Source organism: Amycolatopsis orientalis DSM 43388 (genome assembly GCF_000411975.1).
Classification (GTDB): domain Bacteria; phylum Actinomycetota; class Actinomycetes; order Mycobacteriales; family Pseudonocardiaceae; genus Amycolatopsis; species Amycolatopsis orientalis_D.
The window spans coordinates 23,781-39,590 of record NZ_ASXG01000169.1; the positions used below are offsets into that span (position 1 = coordinate 23,781).

The 15,810-nt window shown below is 70.1% G+C and carries 16 protein-coding genes; 13 read left to right on the forward strand and 3 right to left on the reverse strand.

The genetic code is table 11. The features are described from left to right. Positions 1 to 8 precede the first annotated feature (8 nt). The 3 genes from L942_RS34985 to L942_RS34995 all read left to right on the forward strand — a co-directional run bounded on the left by L942_RS34985 (position 9) and on the right by L942_RS34995 (position 1,289). Complete coding sequence (locus L942_RS34985) at positions 9 to 368, forward strand: hypothetical protein (RefSeq protein WP_037368541.1); 360 nt, start codon at positions 9 to 11, stop codon at positions 366 to 368. Positions 369 to 609: 241 nt separating this feature from the next. After that, positions 610 to 933 carry a WXG100 family type VII secretion target gene (locus L942_RS34990; protein WP_037368543.1) on the forward strand — a complete coding sequence of 108 codons (324 nt, stop codon included), beginning with the start codon at positions 610 to 612 and terminating at the stop codon, positions 931 to 933. 65 nt (positions 934 to 998) lie between these two features. Beyond that, entirely contained in the window at positions 999 to 1,289 is a 291-nt protein-coding gene (locus tag L942_RS34995) for a WXG100 family type VII secretion target (RefSeq protein ID WP_037368545.1), read from the forward strand. A gap of 163 nt (positions 1,290 to 1,452) precedes the next feature. Here L942_RS34995 and L942_RS35000 read toward each other — a convergent pair whose 3' ends face one another. Both L942_RS35000 and L942_RS35005 read right to left on the reverse strand, forming a co-directional pair. Further along, the gene (locus tag L942_RS35000; RefSeq protein WP_037368547.1) at positions 1,453 to 2,157 is read right to left on the reverse strand and encodes a DUF4333 domain-containing protein; all 705 of its coding nucleotides are present in this window, start codon (positions 2,155 to 2,157) and stop codon (positions 1,453 to 1,455) included. A gap of 52 nt (positions 2,158 to 2,209) precedes the next feature. Beyond that, on the reverse strand, positions 2,210 to 3,058 hold the full coding sequence (locus L942_RS35005) for a hypothetical protein (protein ID WP_037368549.1): 849 nt from the start codon (positions 3,056 to 3,058) through the stop codon (positions 2,210 to 2,212). Between the two features lie 311 nt (positions 3,059 to 3,369). Here L942_RS35005 and rplM point away from each other — a divergent pair, with 311 nt between their 5' ends. The 6 genes from rplM (at position 3,370) to L942_RS42335 (ending at position 9,162) form a co-directional block, all read left to right on the forward strand. Next, the gene (gene rplM / locus L942_RS35010) at positions 3,370 to 3,822 is read left to right on the forward strand and encodes a 50S ribosomal protein L13 (RefSeq protein WP_009072361.1); all 453 of its coding nucleotides are present in this window, start codon (positions 3,370 to 3,372) and stop codon (positions 3,820 to 3,822) included. Positions 3,823 to 3,833: 11 nt separating this feature from the next. Next, positions 3,834 to 4,319 (forward strand): 30S ribosomal protein S9, encoded by a 486-nt coding sequence (gene rpsI / locus L942_RS35015; RefSeq protein ID WP_037368551.1) that lies wholly within the window; start codon positions 3,834 to 3,836, stop codon positions 4,317 to 4,319. A 205-nt stretch (positions 4,320 to 4,524) separates the two neighbouring features. Next, positions 4,525 to 5,862 carry a phosphoglucosamine mutase gene (gene glmM / locus L942_RS35020; protein ID WP_037368553.1) on the forward strand — a complete coding sequence of 446 codons (1,338 nt, stop codon included), beginning with the start codon at positions 4,525 to 4,527 and terminating at the stop codon, positions 5,860 to 5,862. A 79-nt stretch (positions 5,863 to 5,941) separates the two neighbouring features. Beyond that, complete coding sequence (locus L942_RS35025) at positions 5,942 to 6,382, forward strand: hypothetical protein (protein WP_158684584.1); 441 nt, start codon at positions 5,942 to 5,944, stop codon at positions 6,380 to 6,382. Between the two features lie 27 nt (positions 6,383 to 6,409). Then, complete coding sequence (locus L942_RS35030; RefSeq protein ID WP_037368558.1) at positions 6,410 to 6,727, forward strand: hypothetical protein; 318 nt, start codon at positions 6,410 to 6,412, stop codon at positions 6,725 to 6,727. A gap of 2 nt (positions 6,728 to 6,729) precedes the next feature. Then, positions 6,730 to 9,162 (forward strand): hypothetical protein, encoded by a 2,433-nt coding sequence (locus L942_RS42335; protein WP_051166471.1) that lies wholly within the window; start codon positions 6,730 to 6,732, stop codon positions 9,160 to 9,162. Here the strand turns inward: L942_RS42335 and L942_RS35040 are convergent, their stop codons facing one another. Next, positions 9,163 to 9,999 (reverse strand): dienelactone hydrolase family protein, encoded by an 837-nt coding sequence (locus L942_RS35040; protein ID WP_037368560.1) that lies wholly within the window; start codon positions 9,997 to 9,999, stop codon positions 9,163 to 9,165. 194 nt (positions 10,000 to 10,193) lie between these two features. Between L942_RS35040 and glmS the strand changes: the two genes are divergently transcribed. From glmS to xylB, 4 genes are read left to right on the forward strand one after another with little or no spacing between them, the layout of a single operon-like run. Beyond that, positions 10,194 to 12,056: a glutamine--fructose-6-phosphate transaminase (isomerizing) gene (glmS, locus tag L942_RS35045; protein ID WP_037368563.1), complete on the forward strand. Its 1,863-nt coding sequence runs from the start codon at positions 10,194 to 10,196 to the stop codon at positions 12,054 to 12,056. Positions 12,057 to 12,067: 11 nt separating this feature from the next. Further along, the gene (locus L942_RS35050; RefSeq protein WP_037368565.1) at positions 12,068 to 13,510 is read left to right on the forward strand and encodes a bifunctional ADP-dependent NAD(P)H-hydrate dehydratase/NAD(P)H-hydrate epimerase; all 1,443 of its coding nucleotides are present in this window, start codon (positions 12,068 to 12,070) and stop codon (positions 13,508 to 13,510) included. A gap of 50 nt (positions 13,511 to 13,560) precedes the next feature. Further along, on the forward strand, positions 13,561 to 14,385 hold the full coding sequence (locus tag L942_RS35055) for a DeoR/GlpR family DNA-binding transcription regulator (protein ID WP_037368567.1): 825 nt from the start codon (positions 13,561 to 13,563) through the stop codon (positions 14,383 to 14,385). Next, positions 14,375 to 15,808 (forward strand): xylulokinase, encoded by a 1,434-nt coding sequence (gene xylB, locus L942_RS35060; protein ID WP_037368570.1) that lies wholly within the window; start codon positions 14,375 to 14,377, stop codon positions 15,806 to 15,808. The genes L942_RS35055 and xylB overlap by 11 nt, the downstream gene beginning before the upstream one ends. Positions 15,809 to 15,810 lie beyond the last annotated feature (2 nt).

Genomic DNA, 15,810 nt, shown 5'->3' on the forward strand with positions numbered 1-15,810 from the left:
GAGCGCCTGTGCCGTCCGAACCGGAATCCGCGCCGGCGGCCTTCACCCGAGCGGGACAGGACGCCGTCACCTTCTCGCGCCGCGTCGCGAGCACCGCGCTGGCGCGCAGCGAACGGCACCGCGGCGAAAACCGGGAACTGCTGAAGGAGTTCGGCAGGCGGCGGCTTTCCGGTGCCGCGGAACCCGCGCCGTCCGCGTTGCGCGGGGCCGCCCGCCGGTTCCGCGCGGCCCGCGGATTGCCGATGCCCGCCGAGCCCGTCGCCCTCGAGCCGGTTCCCGTTCGACCCAAGATTTCGCCCGAAGAGACCCGGACGAGTGAAGAGGACGAGGACTTTTCGCAGTCGCGAATCATGAGCCGGGACTCCTGAAACTTTCCGGGAACCGGCTGTGCGTGTGCTAACCACGCTGGTGGACAAGGTTTTTTCGCGCTCGCCCGGAAGCCGTTCACCCGGCCGTTGCCGTCCGGTTCCCTTGGCCCGCGTTCACGCAAGCAACTACTTGCGAAGAAGTCGCGACAAGTGTGAACCGAACTGGCAATGTCTTCGTCGTAGGTGCAGTGCCGGAAACACCAGCCGGTGCGCACAACCACTGACGAAGGGGGTAGCTCCCATGGCTGCTGGCGGTTTCACTGGGGATCCGAAGGAATTCACCGCGGCGGAGGGGCGCGTCGTCGACGCGACCAGCCGGATGAACAAGAACCTGAGCGACCTGCGCTCCAACATCGAGGCGACCCGCGCGGGCTGGGAAGGCGACGCGCAGCGTGCCTTCGACAACGTCATGCGCCGCTTCGACGACGCCGGTCGCGGCCTGAACGACGCGCTGCACCGCATCGGTGAGCTGCTCCAGGAAGCGGGTTCCACCTACGCCAAGAGCGAGGCTGCGCAGCACGAGCACATCAACTCGCTCAACAAGGGCTTCGGCGTTCTCGGCTGATCCAGTTCTTTCCGTTCCAGATTCGCCTTCATTTCTTCCATTCTTTCTTCTGACAGGAGTTCGACATGCCTGACGGCCGCATTGTTGTTGATCCGGGTACCATCCACCGCGCCGCGGAGGACTGCACCTCCACCGGTGGCGAGCTGAAGACGCTCTTCGACAACCTGAAGAGCGACCTCAACCCGCTGACCCACAGCTGGACCGGTGAAGCGAAGGACCAGTACATCCAGGCCCAGAACGAGTGGGACCAGAAGTTCGAGGAGCTGACCCAGCTCCTCGCGCAGATCGCCGCCGTGCTGCCGCAGATCGCGGACGGCTACCAGGCGACGGACCGCTCGGTGCAGAACCTGTTCTGAGCCAAGCTCCGAAACCACGGCGGGCCGGGCACCTTCGGGTGCCGGCCCGCCGTTTTCGTTTTCATGAGCGCTCGTCAGCGCGGAGCCCGGCAGAATATTCCGGCTCGCCGTAGTTCTCGCTCCGCACCCGAGTCCGCCGTTGAAAGGTGTTCTTGGCAGCTGGTCAGTGCGGTGCTCCGACGGAGTATTCCGGTTTGTCGTTGAGCACTCGCACGGTCACCTTCTTGGGTTGTCCGCCGACCTGGACGGTGCAGTCGAAGGTGGTGCCGTTCTCGATCGTCTGGCCCGACGGGCAGACGACGTTCTTCACGTCCGGTTCCCCGTAGTTCTCGTTCAGCACCCGGGAAACGCCCTCCTGCAACGACTTCTGGTCGAGAGTGTCGCCGCTGAACACTCCGGCCGCCCACGAGATCCCGGCCGCGGCGGCCAGCACCACCACGACCGCCCCGGCGATCAGGAACGGTTTCTTCGACCGCGGCTTTCCCGGTTTGGCCGAGGAAAACGCGCCGAGCCCGCCGTATTCGGACGGCTGGAACCCGCCGCCGTAAGGATTTCCGGACGGCTGCTGCCCAGGCTGCCCAGGCTGTCCCGGCTGGACCGGCGTCGGCTGGCTGGGCGCTTGGCCGGGGCCGCCGTACGGCGCGGGCGTCGGCTGGCTCTGCGGCTGGCCGTAGGGCTGGGCCGGATAACCCTGCTGCGGGTACTGCCCCTGCGGAAACTGTTGCGGTGCCGGAGGTTGCGCCCACTGGCCGCCCTGCCAGCCGGAGCTGTCCACTTCGGACGGGTAACCCGGCTGCTGCGGTGCGTTCGTCCCCGGCTGCCACCACTGCGGCTGCCCCTGCGGGTGCTGGTCGGGAGGCTGGGTCATCGGAGGTCACCTCGGGGATCGATCGGCGCGGGAGCCGGCGGGAGGGCGCGCATCAGCGCCCCTGCAGTTCGCCGAGCCGGCGGTAGAAGTCCTGTTTGGCCGCGTCGTCCGCGAGGACGGTGACCTGGGAGGCGTCCGGCACCGTCGGCAGGTCCGAGGGGGTGGCCTCGCCGGTGAACTTGAACTCGTAGCGCAGTTCGACCTTGTGCCCGTCGCCCTCGAACTTGGCCGCCATGGTGAACGCGGCGAGCGAACCGTCCGGCTTGAGCGTGATCGTGCTCGGCACGACGGCCTTGCGCAGTTCCGGCCCGACCTGGTTGAGCACCTTGTCCGGCAGCAGTTCGACGCGCCGGTCGAGGAAGATCGGGAACGGTACGTTCACGCTCAGCTGCTCAGTGCCGTCCGCGGAGCTCTTCGCGCCGCGCAACGCTTTCTTGTCCGCCTTGTACGCGCTGTCGACCGCGTCGCCCATCTTGCACGCGATCTGCACCCCGCCCCACGCGCACGGCTGGACGAGCCCGGCCTCCGGCTTGGGCATCGACACCCACGGAGTCGGCGCGAGCGACTTGTAGGCCGGGCCGAGGTAGAGGTACTCGACGGCGCCGTCGGCCGGGGTGAACGAGTCGAGGAACTCGTTCGGGTTCTTCTGCGACCGGTTGTGCACGATGCGGCTCTCCGGGCTGCCGGTGCGCGCGGAGGTGACGATGTTGTGCAGGTACTTGTCGTCGAACTTGAAATACCGGTCCGCGGAGTTGGTCACGTTGCGCGGCTCGACGATCGTGTCCGCGAGCTTCGACATGGCCTTCTCGAACTTCGCGCCGACGTACGCGGCGGCCTGGTCGCCGTCGGGCAGCGCGGTGCCGGCGCGGGCCTGCCCGCACGCCGTCGCGAGTGCCAGCACGGCGGCGACGGCGCCCGCCGTCCGTGCGGCTCGGGTCGTCCTCGCTCGTGTCTTCAACTGCTGTCCCCAGGTGCTCGTGGTGCCCGCGCGGAGTGCGCGGCCGAATCGTCTCATCCCGGCGAGTCGCGCGCGGCGGGATGGTGGTTCCGGGCCGCCGGTCAGGTAAGCTGTGACCGGCCGACGAGGCGCCTTCGCACCCCCCGATGCAGAGCAACGGGACCACAGGGGTATCTTCATATGTCGTTGTGCGTTGCGGCGCGTCAGCGCTCGGCCCGCACATTACCCACACGCAATGACGACGAGGTAGACCCTTGCCCACGTACAGCCCCAAGCCCGGCGACGTCACTCGTGCCTGGCACGTGATCGACGCCGAGGATGTCGTGCTCGGACGGCTCGCGACCGAGGTCGCCACTCTGCTGCGCGGCAAGCACAAGCCGACCTACGCCCCGCACGTGGACACCGGTGACTTCGTCATCATCGTCAACGCCGAGAAGGTCGCTCTCACCGGTAACAAGCGCGAGCAGAAGTTCGCCTACCGGCACAGCGGTTACCCCGGCGGTCTGCGGAAGCGCTCCTTCGGCGAGCTGCTCGACACCAAGCCCGAGCACCTCGTGGAGAAGGTGGTCAAGGGCATGCTGCCGAAGAACAAGCTCGGCCGCGCCATGGCCAAGAAGCTGAAGGTGTACGCCGGCCCGCAGCACCCGCACGCCGCGCAGCAGCCGCAGGCGCGCGAGATCACCAAGATCGCGCAGGTCGCGCAGTGAGTGAGGAACAGTTGACCAGCACCGAGACCGAGGTCGTCGCTTCGACCGAGACCCCCGCCGAGGCCGTGGCGACCAGCGAGTCCGCCGCCCCGCGCCCGTCGCGTGCCGCCGGTGGCAACGCGCAGACGGTCGGCCGCCGCAAGGAGGCCGTGGTCCGCGTCCGCGTCGTGCCGGGTACCGGTGAGTTCAAGCTCAACGGCAAGTCGCTCGAGGAGTACTTCCCGAACAAGGTGCACCAGCAGCTCATCCGCGAGCCGCTCGTGACCGTCGAGAAGCCGGACTCCTTCGACATCTTCGCCAACCTCAAGGGCGGCGGGATCTCGGGCCAGGCCGGCGCGCTGCGTCTCGCCATCGCCCGTGCGCTGGTCGAGGTCGACGCCGACGACCGCCCGGCCCTGAAGAAGGCCGGCTTCCTGACCCGTGACGCGCGCGCCACGGAGCGGAAGAAGTACGGCCTCAAGAAGGCCCGCAAGGCTCCGCAGTACTCCAAGCGCTGATCTTTCCGCTCCGGCGCAACCCTGGAAGCGCCCATCCGTCCATCGGATGGGCGCTTCCGGCGTTTTCCGGGCTGGTTGATGCGTTTTCCGCCGCTGGCACGACTGTCTTGGGGTAGGGCAGGGGATCACCCTCGCCGGGTCCGGCGCTAGGTTTGTCGAGGCCGGGCGCGTCCCGAGGCAGGTGAATCAAGACAAGGAGGTCGAGATGGCTCGACTGTTCGGCACCGACGGGGTACGCGGTCTGGCCAACGCCGACCTGACCCCCGAGCTGGCTCTGTCGGTCGCGGCGAGCGCCGCCCGGGTGCTGGCGGCCCACGACCGTTCGCACCGTCCGGTGGCCGTGGTCGGCCGCGACCCGCGGGCGAGCGGCGAGATGCTGGAGGCCGCCGTGGTGGCGGGCCTCGCGTCGGCCGGTGCGGACGTCCTGCGGCTCGGCGTGCTGCCGACGCCCGCTGTCGCGTACCTCGTCGGTGCGCTCGACGCGGACCTCGGCGTGATGATCTCCGCCTCGCACAACCCCATGCCGGACAACGGCATCAAGCTCTTCGCCGCCGGCGGGCACAAACTGCCGGACAGCATCGAGGACGAGATCGAAGCCGGCCTCGACGCGACCGGCGTCACGCGCCCGACCGGCGACGGCGTCGGCCGCGTGACCGACGTCCCAGAGGCGCTCGACCAGTACATCGAGCACCTGGTCGCCGCGACGCCGCACCCGCTGACCGGCCTGAAGGTCGTGGTGGATTGCGCGAACGGCGCGTCGTCCGCGGCCGCGCCCGAGGCGTACCGCCGGGCCGGCGCCGAGGTCGTGGCGCTGCACGCGGAGCCGGACGGCATCAACATCAACGACAGCTGTGGCTCGAACCACCCGGACCTGCTGCGCGCGGCGGTCGTCGAACACGGTGCCGACCTCGGCATCGGCCACGACGGAGACGCCGACCGCTGCGTGGCCGTCGACGCCGCCGGCGAACTGGTGGACGGCGACCAGATCATGGCGGTACTGGCGCTGGCGCTGGCCGAAGAAGGCGCGCTGGTGAAGGACACCCTGGTCGCCACCGTGATGAGCAACCTCGGCCTGCACCTGGCGATGAAGGCACACGGCATCACGGTCGTCACGACCGCGGTGGGTGACCGCTACGTGCTGGAGGAACTGCGCGCCTCCGGCCTGGCCCTCGGCGGCGAACAGTCCGGACACGTGGTCCTCCCCGCCCACGCCACGACCGGCGACGGCCTCCTGACCGCCCTGCGCCTGATGGCCCGGATGGCCGCCACGGGCAAACCGCTCGCCGAGCTGGCCTCGGTGATGAACCGGCTGCCGCAGGTGCTGGTCAACGTCCCGGTCGCGGACAAGGCAGCGGTAGCGGGCTCGCCCGAGGTCCGCGACGCGGTCGGCGAGGTCGAAGCCGAACTCGGCGAGGAAGGGCGGGTCCTGCTGCGCCCCTCGGGAACCGAACAGCTGGTGCGGGTCATGGTCGAAGCCCCGGCCCACGCCACGGCCCAGGCAGCGGCGGACCGGCTGGCCGGGGTCGTGTCGGCGGTCTCCTGACCGAAATATGGTGAATACTCTGCGCCACCAGTGATCCGGCAGGTACATTCCGCAATGCGGGACTGACCGGGGAGGGGCGATGTATCACCAGAGTGAGGTGCCTCCGCATTTCGCCAGAAGCCTGGCGGCGATGGAGGAGGTGCGGGCACAGTACAGCGCCGACCACGAGCGCGCGATCGCCGACGACGAGGCCCGGCAGGCCGCGTTCGCGAAGCTTGTCGAGGAACACCGCGCTCAGGACGCGCAGTCGCAGGCTGACCGTGAGGCCGCGCTCGCCGCTGCGGCCGAGGGAACCGAAGACGACCGGGCTGCGTCGGAACAGGCAGAACGGGCAGCCCAGCGGGTTGCCAAGCAGGTCGCCGAGGACGATGCGGCCGCCGCGATGTTCCGGGTCGAGGACGACACCGAACCGGTCTCGCCGGGGCCAGCCGCGCCGCCTCCGCCGCCCGCTTCGGCGAACCGGCGCCGGGCGTGGGAGGACGACGACTTCTCGGCCACCAACTGGATTGACGCAGAGTAGCCGCGGGCGCGAGGGGAGAGGGCGACGATGGCGAAATTCCACATTGAGCCGGACCAGGTCAAAAAGGTGGCGAACGACGTCTCGACGATGAGCACCTCGTTTAAGGAGATCAAGACTTACACCGCTCAGTCCCAGCTCGCCCCGGGACACTTCGGCAAGATTCCCGGTCTGTCCGAGGCCGCGGGCGCGTATGTCGCGAAGATGCAGGCACTCGGCGACTCCGCGGCGAAAGGCAGCACGTTTCTCGGCGGTTTCGCGGAACGGCTCAACACCTCGGTGACCTTGCACGGCGAGAACGAGCAAGAAAACGCCTGGGGCGTCACGAACGCCGGCAAGGGAGCCTGACCGTGACCCCTCCGGCGGACCAGGGCACCGGTCGTCTCGGCGACACGATCATCGCCCCGCTGCAGCCTCCCGCGGACGTCCATCTCGACGACACGTCCGACAACATTCTCCGGCCGCTCGCGGGTTTCCGGGAGAAGATGATCGGCAAACTCGTGCAGCCGTACACGCGGTGGATCCAGCATCCGTCGCGCAACCTCGGGCTGCGGTTCTCCCCGCCGTACGGCCAGGGGGACGAAGAGAACCGGCTGCTGAACGAACTCGGCGGCTTCGGATTCGGTTATCTCTGGGGCGCGCAGGGCCGCGCGGCGAACCTCGGCAAGGCGGCGAAAGCCGCGCAGGACGACACCGCTCAGGTCAAGCAAAACCTCACTGCTGCCTGGCAGGGCAAGGCGGCCGATTCGGCCGTCGAAAAGCTCGACGACTTCAGCAAAGCCTCCGGCGAATATCTCGGCACGGTCAACGGGTTCAGCCAGTTGCTGCAGCAGTTGTGGCAGACGGTTCGCAAGCCGATCATCGATTTGGGACAGCTGCCCGAAAACGGCGGACAGGCGCCCAAGAAGTTCCTCGACGCGCACAAGCCCGAGGACACCGACGGGCTGCTGATGTTCATGGACCGGCTCGACGACGCGATCAAGTGGGGCCGCCAGAGCTCGTCCCATTCGGGCATCGGGGATATGACCCTCCCCCACGTCGGGAACGCGCGGAGCAGCTCGGAAGTAGCGCGTAGCCAAGAGGATGGCACTGGCCCGATCAACGCGCAGGACATCCGGAGCATGTCGGTGGACCTGGACACCGGTTACGACTCCAAGTGGTCCGACATGTTCTGCCGTCAGATGGACGAGTACTGCCAGCAGTACTCGGATGCGATGGATTGCTTCCGGCAGTACATCCGCAACGCGCACACCGCGGCCACGAACGCCCTGCGCGCGTTCTCCGATGGCCTGAACGTGCCGACCGACCCGTTCGGCCGCCTGCAACTCGGTGCTGACAGCGGTACCGGTGGACACGACACCGGCAAGGGCCGGAACGACGGCGGTGGCGGGGACACCAAGCCGCGCTCGTCCGGCGGCGGGGGTGACACGAAACCACAGCAGGCCACGGTTCCTCCGCAGGTCGGTCCGGCCCCGGCACAGGCGCAGCCGCAGACGCCGCCCGCGCAGCCGGATCCGAACCAGAATCCGGTCACGCACAAGCCGCTCGAGGTGGATCCGTCGACCGGGCAGCCGTACCCGATCGACCCGCGCACCGGGGAAGCGGTCAAGACTGAGCACGAAGCGCCGGAGACCGTGACGGTCCAGCACGGCGAGCACAAGATCACCATGTCCGAGCCGGACGACCACGGGAAGATGGCGGTCTCGATCGGCGACGGGACCGGCCACGACAAGGCGTACCAGCTTGACTTCGGCGACCCGGCCGACAAAGCCCCGGGAACCGGCGCTGACGCGGCGCAAGGTGACCCGGCCGCTCATCCTCACGACGCTTCGGGACAGCCCGCGCACGACACCGCAGGCAAGCCGCACGACGCTCCCGGCGGCCCGATCCACCAACAACCGGACGGCACCGCGCCGACGACGGACCCGAACCAGGTGCACCGGCCTGGCCCGGACGGAAAGATCCACATCGAGGACGGCAACCTCAAGATCACCGCTGAGCGCCCGAACGGGCCGGACGGTCCGACCGTCGTGACGGTGGACGACGGATCCGGCGAGCCGACGAAATACACCCTCGACGACCACGGAAAGATCGATCCGGCTACCGGTCGGCCAGTCGACGGAGTGACCGGTCCGCAGCACGGCGGCGGTGCCGCGAGTCCGGCGGCTTCTGCCACTGAACTGCCTGCGGAGCACATCCGCGAAGGCCAGCGGGTCGTGGCGGACGCCAGCGCGGCTGCTGGACCGGCCCAGCCCGTGGTCGAGCACGCTGCCGCGATGCAGGAGCACTCGACGACCGGGCAGTCGGCGGCAGCCGACGGCGCCGACCACTCCGCTGCGGAGCAGACGGGACGGCACCACGCGCAGCCGATCGCCGCGCAGGCAGAAGCGACTCCGGCATACGGAACGCCCGCGGCGACCGGTCCGGACGAGTCCACTACGGCGCAATCGGTGCTGGACCCGTTCAGCAGCGACCCGGGGCTGGGACACGTCCCGGCGGATCATCCGGGCCCCGGGGACCCGGCGGTTCCGGCCGGTTGGGAGCAGGGCGGCGCGGATCACCCGGCCGAACTCGGCACCGCGCCGACCACCACCGACCAGCAGCACGGCCAGTCGATGGGCATGATGGGCGGCCCGATGATGGCCGGCGGCGGACAGGGCAACTCCGGCGACCAGGAACGCGGGTCCAGCGGTTACCGGGTCGACGGCGGCCTGTTCGGCACCGCGCCGGGCGGCAGCCGGATCAGTGGCTCGCTCGCTGAGGAGGACGAGGGGCGGCGCTGATCAGGCAGCCGGTTCCTCGTCCTCCGGAACCTCGATCGGCGCCCGCTTCACGTTGGCGTCCAGCAGCGGCAGGTACTTGTCCGTACCCGTCAGATGCGTGAGGAAGAACGCAGTGAACAGCGCCTTCGTCAGCTGCTGAGTCGCGCGCTGCGGTTTGCCCTGCAGCAGCAGCTGGCTCCAGTGCCGCCCCTCGGTCACCGCCAGGTGGGAGGACTTCGCCAGGGTCCGCAGCTGCACCGGGCCGGCCCACGCCTGCGCAATAGCGTCCGCGTGGCCTACCGCGGGGGCGACCAGGTCGCCGTCCACGGCCAAGTGCAGGCCGGGGGCGCTGATGACCTTCGCGGCTTCCGTCGCGGGCGGGAAGGTCTGTGCCGCGGCCACTGTCGCTACCGCGCGGACCTTCGGGCGGGCGTCGTCGCCTGCTTCGGCGGACTGGGCGGCTGCCAGCACTGCCGAGCCGCCGCCGGTGGAGTGGCCGGCCAGACCCAGTTTTTCCGGGTCGACGCTGATGCCGTCCGGGCCGAGGCGGACCGTGGTGATGACGTCGAGCGTCGTCAGCAGGTCGCCGGCCAGCAGGCGGTGCGACGGGAGCGGGCCGAGCTGGGTCGCGGGGGCCGCGGCGACCACGCCCCAGCTCGCGAGGTGGTGCAGCAGCTGCCGGTAGCGCGTGGCGGGCTGCATCCAGCCGTGCCCGAACGCGATGGCCGGCAGGCCGAGGCCTTGGCGCGGGGTGAACACGACGCCGGGCAGTCCGACCAGGGCGAGGTTGCCGCGCAAAACCTCGTGCGGACCCGGGTGGGACAGCTCCGTGAGCAGCTGCTTGGGCTTGCTGGCCATGCGCGTGACCTTACTGCCCGTGCCCGGTCCCGGCCCGGTGCGCCACCCCGATCGGTTCAGGGGTCCGCCGCCGCACCGCGCGCCGACCCGGTCAACGGTTGACCGGAAGACAGCTCGCCCAGCTCAGCGGCATTGAAAACCCCGCTCTAGGGACCGGAGTAGGGGACTGGACTTGTCTCGTTACGCTAGTTCGCGTGTGTGGAATCGTGGGATACGTCGGACACCGCCCGGCTCTGGACGTCGTGCTCGGTGGGCTGCGCCGCATGGAATACCGGGGCTACGACTCGGCAGGTGTGGCGGTGCTGGACGGCGCCGGCGCGCTGACCGTCGAGCGCAAGGCCGGCCGTCTGGCCAACCTGGAAGCCCGGCTCGACGAGGTCGGCCGCGACGCGTTCGCGGGCACCGCGGGCATGGGCCACACTCGCTGGGCCACGCACGGGGCCCCGATCGACCGCAACTCGCATCCGCACCGGGACACCACCGGTCGCGTCGCGGTGGTGCACAACGGGATCATCGAGAACTTCGCCGCGTTGCGCGCCGAGCTCGAGGCCGACGGCATCGAGATGGCCAGTGACACGGACACCGAAACCGCCGCCCACCTGGTCGCTCGCGCGTACGGCGAAGGCGACACCAAGGGCGACCTGGCGGCCAGCGTCGCCGCGGTGTGCCGCCGGCTGGAGGGCGCGTTCACGCTCGTCGTGACGCACGCGGACGAGCCGGACACGATCGTCGCCGCGCGCCGGTCGTCGCCGCTGGTGGTCGGGGTCGGCGAGGGCGAGCACTTCGTCGCTTCCGACGTCGCGGCGTTCATCGAGCATACCCGCGAGGCCGTCGAACTGGGCCAGGACCAGCTGGTCGTGATCACCCGCGACGGCTACCAGGTCACCGACTTCCACGGCGACGCCGCGCAGGCCAAGCCGTTCACCGTCGACTGGGACCTGTCGGCCGCCGAGAAGGGCGGCCACGAATACTTCATGCTCAAAGAGATCGAGGAGCAGCCGGAGGCGCTGGCGAACACGCTGCGCGGGCACTTCGAGGCCGGCCGGATCATCCTCGACGAGCAGCGCATTTCCGACCAGGACCTGCGCGACGTCGACAAGGTCTTCGTCGTCGCCTGCGGTTCGGCCTACCACTCCGGCCTCGTCGCCAAGTACGCCATCGAGCACTGGTGCCGGCTGCCGGTCGAGGTCGAGCTGGCGTCGGAGTTCCGCTACCGCGACCCGGTGCTCGACCGCGACACGCTCGTCGTCGCCGTCTCGCAGTCCGGCGAGACCGCGGACACCCTCGAAGCCGTGCGGCACGCCCGCGAGCAGAAGGCCCGCGTGCTGGCGGTCTGCAACACCAACGGCGCGCAGATCCCGCGCGAGTCCGACGCGGTGCTGTACACGCACGCCGGGCCGGAGATCGGCGTCGCGTCGACCAAGGCGTTCCTCGCGCAGATCGCCGCGAACTACCTCGTCGGCCTCGCGCTGGCGCAGGCGCGCGGCACGAAGTACCCGGACGAGGTCGCCCGCGAGTTCGCCGAGCTGGAAGCCATGCCGGCCGCGGTGCAGAAGGTGCTGTCCACTGTGGAGCCGACGCGGGAGATCGCGCGGCGGATCTCCGACTCGCGCGCGGTGCTGTTCCTCGGCCGCCACGTCGGATTCCCTGTGGCGCTGGAAGGCGCGCTGAAGCTGAAGGAACTCGCGTACATGCACGCGGAGGGCTTCGCGGCGGGCGAGCTGAAGCACGGTCCGATCGCGCTGATCGAAGAGGGCCTGCCGGTCGTTGTCGTGATGCCGTCGCCGAAGGGCCGCGCGGTGCTGCACTCGAAGCTGGTGTCGAACATCAGCGAGATCCAGGCACGGGGCGCGCGCACGATCGTGATCGCCGAGGAGGGCGACGAGACCGTGCGCCCGTTCGCCGACGAGCTGATCGAGGTGCCCGCGGTGCCGACGCTGCTGCAGCCGCTGGTTTCCACCGTGCCGCTGCAGGTGCTGGCCGCGGAGATCGCGAGTTCGCGCGGGTACGACATCGACAAGCCGCGTAACCTGGCGAAGTCCGTCACTGTCGAGTAGCGGGAGCCGCCGTGCAAGGAATCTGGACTACTGAACGGATTCGCGCGGCGGAAGACCTGCTGCTCGCCCGCACTCCGGACGGCGAGCTGATGCGCCGGGCCTCGTTCGGCCTTGCCGCCGAGGTGGCCGGGCTGCTGTCCGAGAGCACCGGTGGCGTGTCCGGGCGTCGGGTCGTACTGCTGGTCGGTTCGGGCAACAACGGCGGCGATGCGTTGTGGGCCGGCGCTTTCCTGCGTCGGCGCGGGGTCGCGGTGGCCGCGGTATTGCTGAAGCCGGAGAAGGCGCACCCGGCCGGATTGGCCGCGCTGCGGCGTTCCGGCGGCCGCGTGGTGTCCATAGCGGACAGTCCACAGTGGATCGAGAAGGCGGATGTCGTCGTGGACGGCATCGTCGGCATTTCGGCGCGCGGACCGTTGCGTCCGGAAGCGGCTGAACTGGTCGCGCGGATCGAAGCGCCGGTGGTGGCGGTGGATCTGCCGAGCGGGGTCGATCCGGACACCGGCGCGGTCGACGGCCCGCATGTCACGGCCGCGCGCACGGTCACCTTCGGTGCGCTCAAGCCCGTGCATGTGCTGGCACCGCAGGAATGCGGCGACGTGGTGCTGGTCGACATCGGCCTGCGGCCCTGGCTGGACGAGCCGGATCTTTGGCGGCTGGAGCTGTCCGACGTCGCCGCGGTGTGGCCGATTCCCGGGCCGGAGGACGACAAATACACCCAGGGCGTGGTCGGCATCGCCGCTGGCTCGGCGACGTATCCCGGCGCGGCGGTGCTCGCGTCCGGGTCCGCGGTCCGCGCGACGGCAGGGATGGTCCGCTACGCCGGGCACGCCGCGGACGTCGTGCGCTCGCGCTGGCCGGAGATCGTCGCGACCGGCTCGGTCACCGATGCGGGCCGAGTGCAGGCGTGGGTGGTCGGCCCGGGCATCGGCACCGGCGGCGAGGGCCGGGAAATCCTGCGGCACATCCTGGGGCAGGGCGTCCCGGTGTGCGCGGACGCCGACGCCACCACGATCATCGCGCACACCCCCGAAGTCCTCGACGCTCGTGACCCGGACACGCCGCTCGTGCTCACTCCGCACGCCGGTGAGTACGAACGCCTGATGGGCCGCCGCCCAGGCGCGGATCGAGTCGCGGCGGCGCGGGAAGCGGCGAAGAAGTACGACGCTGTCGTGCTGCTGAAAGGCCACTGCACGGTGGTCGCCGCTCCGGACGGTCGTGTCGCGGTGAACACTCCGCGCGGTTCGTGGCTGGCCACCGCGGGCTCCGGCGACGTGCTGACCGGCCTGGTCGGGTCGCTGCTCGCTGCCGGACTCGACCCGTGGTTGGCCGCCGCGGCCGCCGCGCAGGTGCATTCCCTGGCGGGCGCGCTCGCCGCCGAGGACGTGCCGACTTCCGCGTCTGGTCTGGTCGACGCCATCCCCGCCGCGCTCCGGCTGGTTCGCGCGACCGCATAGTTATCGAGTTACGTGTTAACTCGGCTCGCGATATCTGGTAAGAACAAGATGTGAGTCGAGACACGCCAGGACGGCCGAAGACGCGCCCGTCCGACGCCGCGGTGGAGCAGCGGCGCCAGGAGATCCTCGACTACGTCATCGACCAGGGCGAGGTCCGGATCGACGACCTCACCGCCCGGTTCGGCGTCAGCCTCATGACGATGCACCGCGACCTGGACGACCTCGCCGACAAGCGGTTGCTGCGGAAGCTGCGCGGCAAGGTCGAGGCCTATCCGGCGCTCACCATGGAGACCGCGAGCCGGTTCACGCTGCACTCGGCCGAGAAAGAAGCCCTCGCCGACCTCGCGATTCAGCAGGTCGAGCCCGGCCAGACGGTGTTCGTCGACGACTCCACCACGCTGTTCCCGCTGGTCGAACGGCTGGCCCAGGTCGAGCGCCTCACCGTCATCACCAACTCGCTGCAGGCCGCGCGGCTGCTGGGCAGCGGCGTTGAAGTGGTGCTCGCCGGTGGCCGTTACGACCCCGAATACGACTCCTGCTCCGGCCCCGACGTGCTCGAACTGCTCGAGCGCATTCGCGTGGACATCGCGTTCGTCTCGGTCAGCGCGGTCGCGGTGGGCAGGCTGTTCCACCCGGTCCGCGACTACGCCGAGCTGAAGAAGGCCGTGCTGCGCGCCGCGAACCGCAACGTGCTGGTGCTCGACCACTCGAAGTTCGGCCGCACCGCGACGTACGCGCACGGGAATGTCGGCGATTACGACCTCCTGATCACCAGCGAAGCCACTCCGACCGAGGAGATCGAGGCGGCGCTGAACGCGGGAACGGCGGTCGAGGCCGCGGAGTACGTCGAGGAGGGGCAGCCCTATGACAGCTGAGCTGGTGGCCGGGGTCGATTCGTCGACCCAGTCGACCAAGGTCGTGGTCTGCGACGCACGCACGGGCGAGGTCGTGCGCACCGGCCGGGCCCCGCATCCGGACGGCACGGAAGTCGACCCCGCGGCGTGGGCGCAAGCGTTTGCGGAGGCCACTCGGGACGTCCTCGACGGCGTGCGGGCGATCGGGATCGGCGGTCAGCAGCACGGCATGGTGACGCTCGACGAAGCCGGCGAGGTAGTCCGGCCGGCGTTGCTGTGGAACGACACCCGCTCCGCGCAGGCGGCCAAGGACCTCACCGAGGAACTCGGCGGACCCGGCGTGTGGGCCAAGTCGGTCGGGTTGGTGCCGGTCGCGAGCTTCACCGTCACCAAGCTCCGCTGGCTCGCCGAGCACGAGCCGGAGAACGCCGACCGCGTCGCCCGCGTCCTGCTGCCGCACGACTGGCTCACCTGGCGGCTGCTCGGGCGTCCGGAAACCGCGGTGACCGACCGCGGCGACGCTTCCGGCACCGGCTATTTCTCGCCGACCGACAACACATACCGCCACGACGTCCTCGCGCACGCGTTCGGCGGGCGTACTCCGGATCTGCCGACGGTGCTCGGCCCGTCCGACGTCGCCGGGCACACCAGCGACGGCATGCTCGTGTCCGCGGGCACCGGCGACAACATGGCCGCCGCGCTCGCCCTCGAACTGGCTCCGGGCGACGCGGTGATCTCCATCGGCACCAGCGGCACGGTGTTCGCCGTCACCGAGACCGGCGCGGCCGACGCGAGCGGACTGGTCGCCGGATTCGCCGACGCCACCGGCCGGTTCCTCCCGCTGACCGCCGCCCTCAACGCCGCCCGCGTGCTCACCGCGGGCGCGGCGATGCTCGGGGTCGATCTCGCCGAATTCGACCGGCTCGCATTGGCCGCCGAACCGGGCGCGGGCGGCCTCACGCTGCTGCCCTACCTCGACGGCGAGCGCACCCCGAACCTGCCCGGCGCGACCGGGTCGCTGCACGGTCTGACCAGGGCGAACATGACGCCGGAGAACGTCGCGCGGGCGACTGTCGAGGGCATGGTCTGCGGCTTGGCTGCCGGACTGGACGCGGTGCGCGCGCAGGGGATGGCCGTGCGGCGCGTGCTGCTGATCGGCGGCGGCGCGCAGTCCGCCGCGGTGCGGGCGATCGCGCCGATCGTGCTGGGCCTGCCCGTGGTGATCCCCGAGGTCGGCGAGTACGTCGCGCTGGGGGCCGCTCGACAAGCCGCCTGGGCGCTCGCGGGCAGCGCGGAACCGCCGGGGTGGCACGGAACGGAAAACCGGCTCGAGCTGGACGAGCCGGCCGGGGCGCTGCGCGCCGCGGGCATCGAAATCCAGCAACGCCACCTCGAGGCGCGCGAGGCCGCGCACGGGGTTTCCGCGAAATTGGGAGAGGACTGACC

What these genes read in the sequence shown, in the direction of transcription:
- xylB (WP_037368570.1), top strand. Translation starts at nt 14,375, where the DNA reads ATGACAGCTGAGCTGGTGGCCGGGGTCGATTCGTCGACCCAGTCGACC.
- glmM (WP_037368553.1), top strand. Translation starts at nt 4,525, where the DNA reads ATGGCTCGACTGTTCGGCACCGACGGGGTACGCGGTCTGGCCAACGCC.
- L942_RS35030 (WP_037368558.1), top strand. Translation starts at nt 6,410, where the DNA reads ATGGCGAAATTCCACATTGAGCCGGACCAGGTCAAAAAGGTGGCGAAC.
- L942_RS35040 (WP_037368560.1), bottom strand. Translation starts at nt 9,999, where the DNA reads ATGGCCAGCAAGCCCAAGCAGCTGCTCACGGAGCTGTCCCACCCGGGT.
- L942_RS34990 (WP_037368543.1), top strand. Translation starts at nt 610, where the DNA reads ATGGCTGCTGGCGGTTTCACTGGGGATCCGAAGGAATTCACCGCGGCG.
- L942_RS35025 (WP_158684584.1), top strand. Translation starts at nt 5,942, where the DNA reads ATGTATCACCAGAGTGAGGTGCCTCCGCATTTCGCCAGAAGCCTGGCG.
- L942_RS34995 (WP_037368545.1), top strand. Translation starts at nt 999, where the DNA reads ATGCCTGACGGCCGCATTGTTGTTGATCCGGGTACCATCCACCGCGCC.
- L942_RS35000 (WP_037368547.1), bottom strand. Translation starts at nt 2,157, where the DNA reads ATGACCCAGCCTCCCGACCAGCACCCGCAGGGGCAGCCGCAGTGGTGG.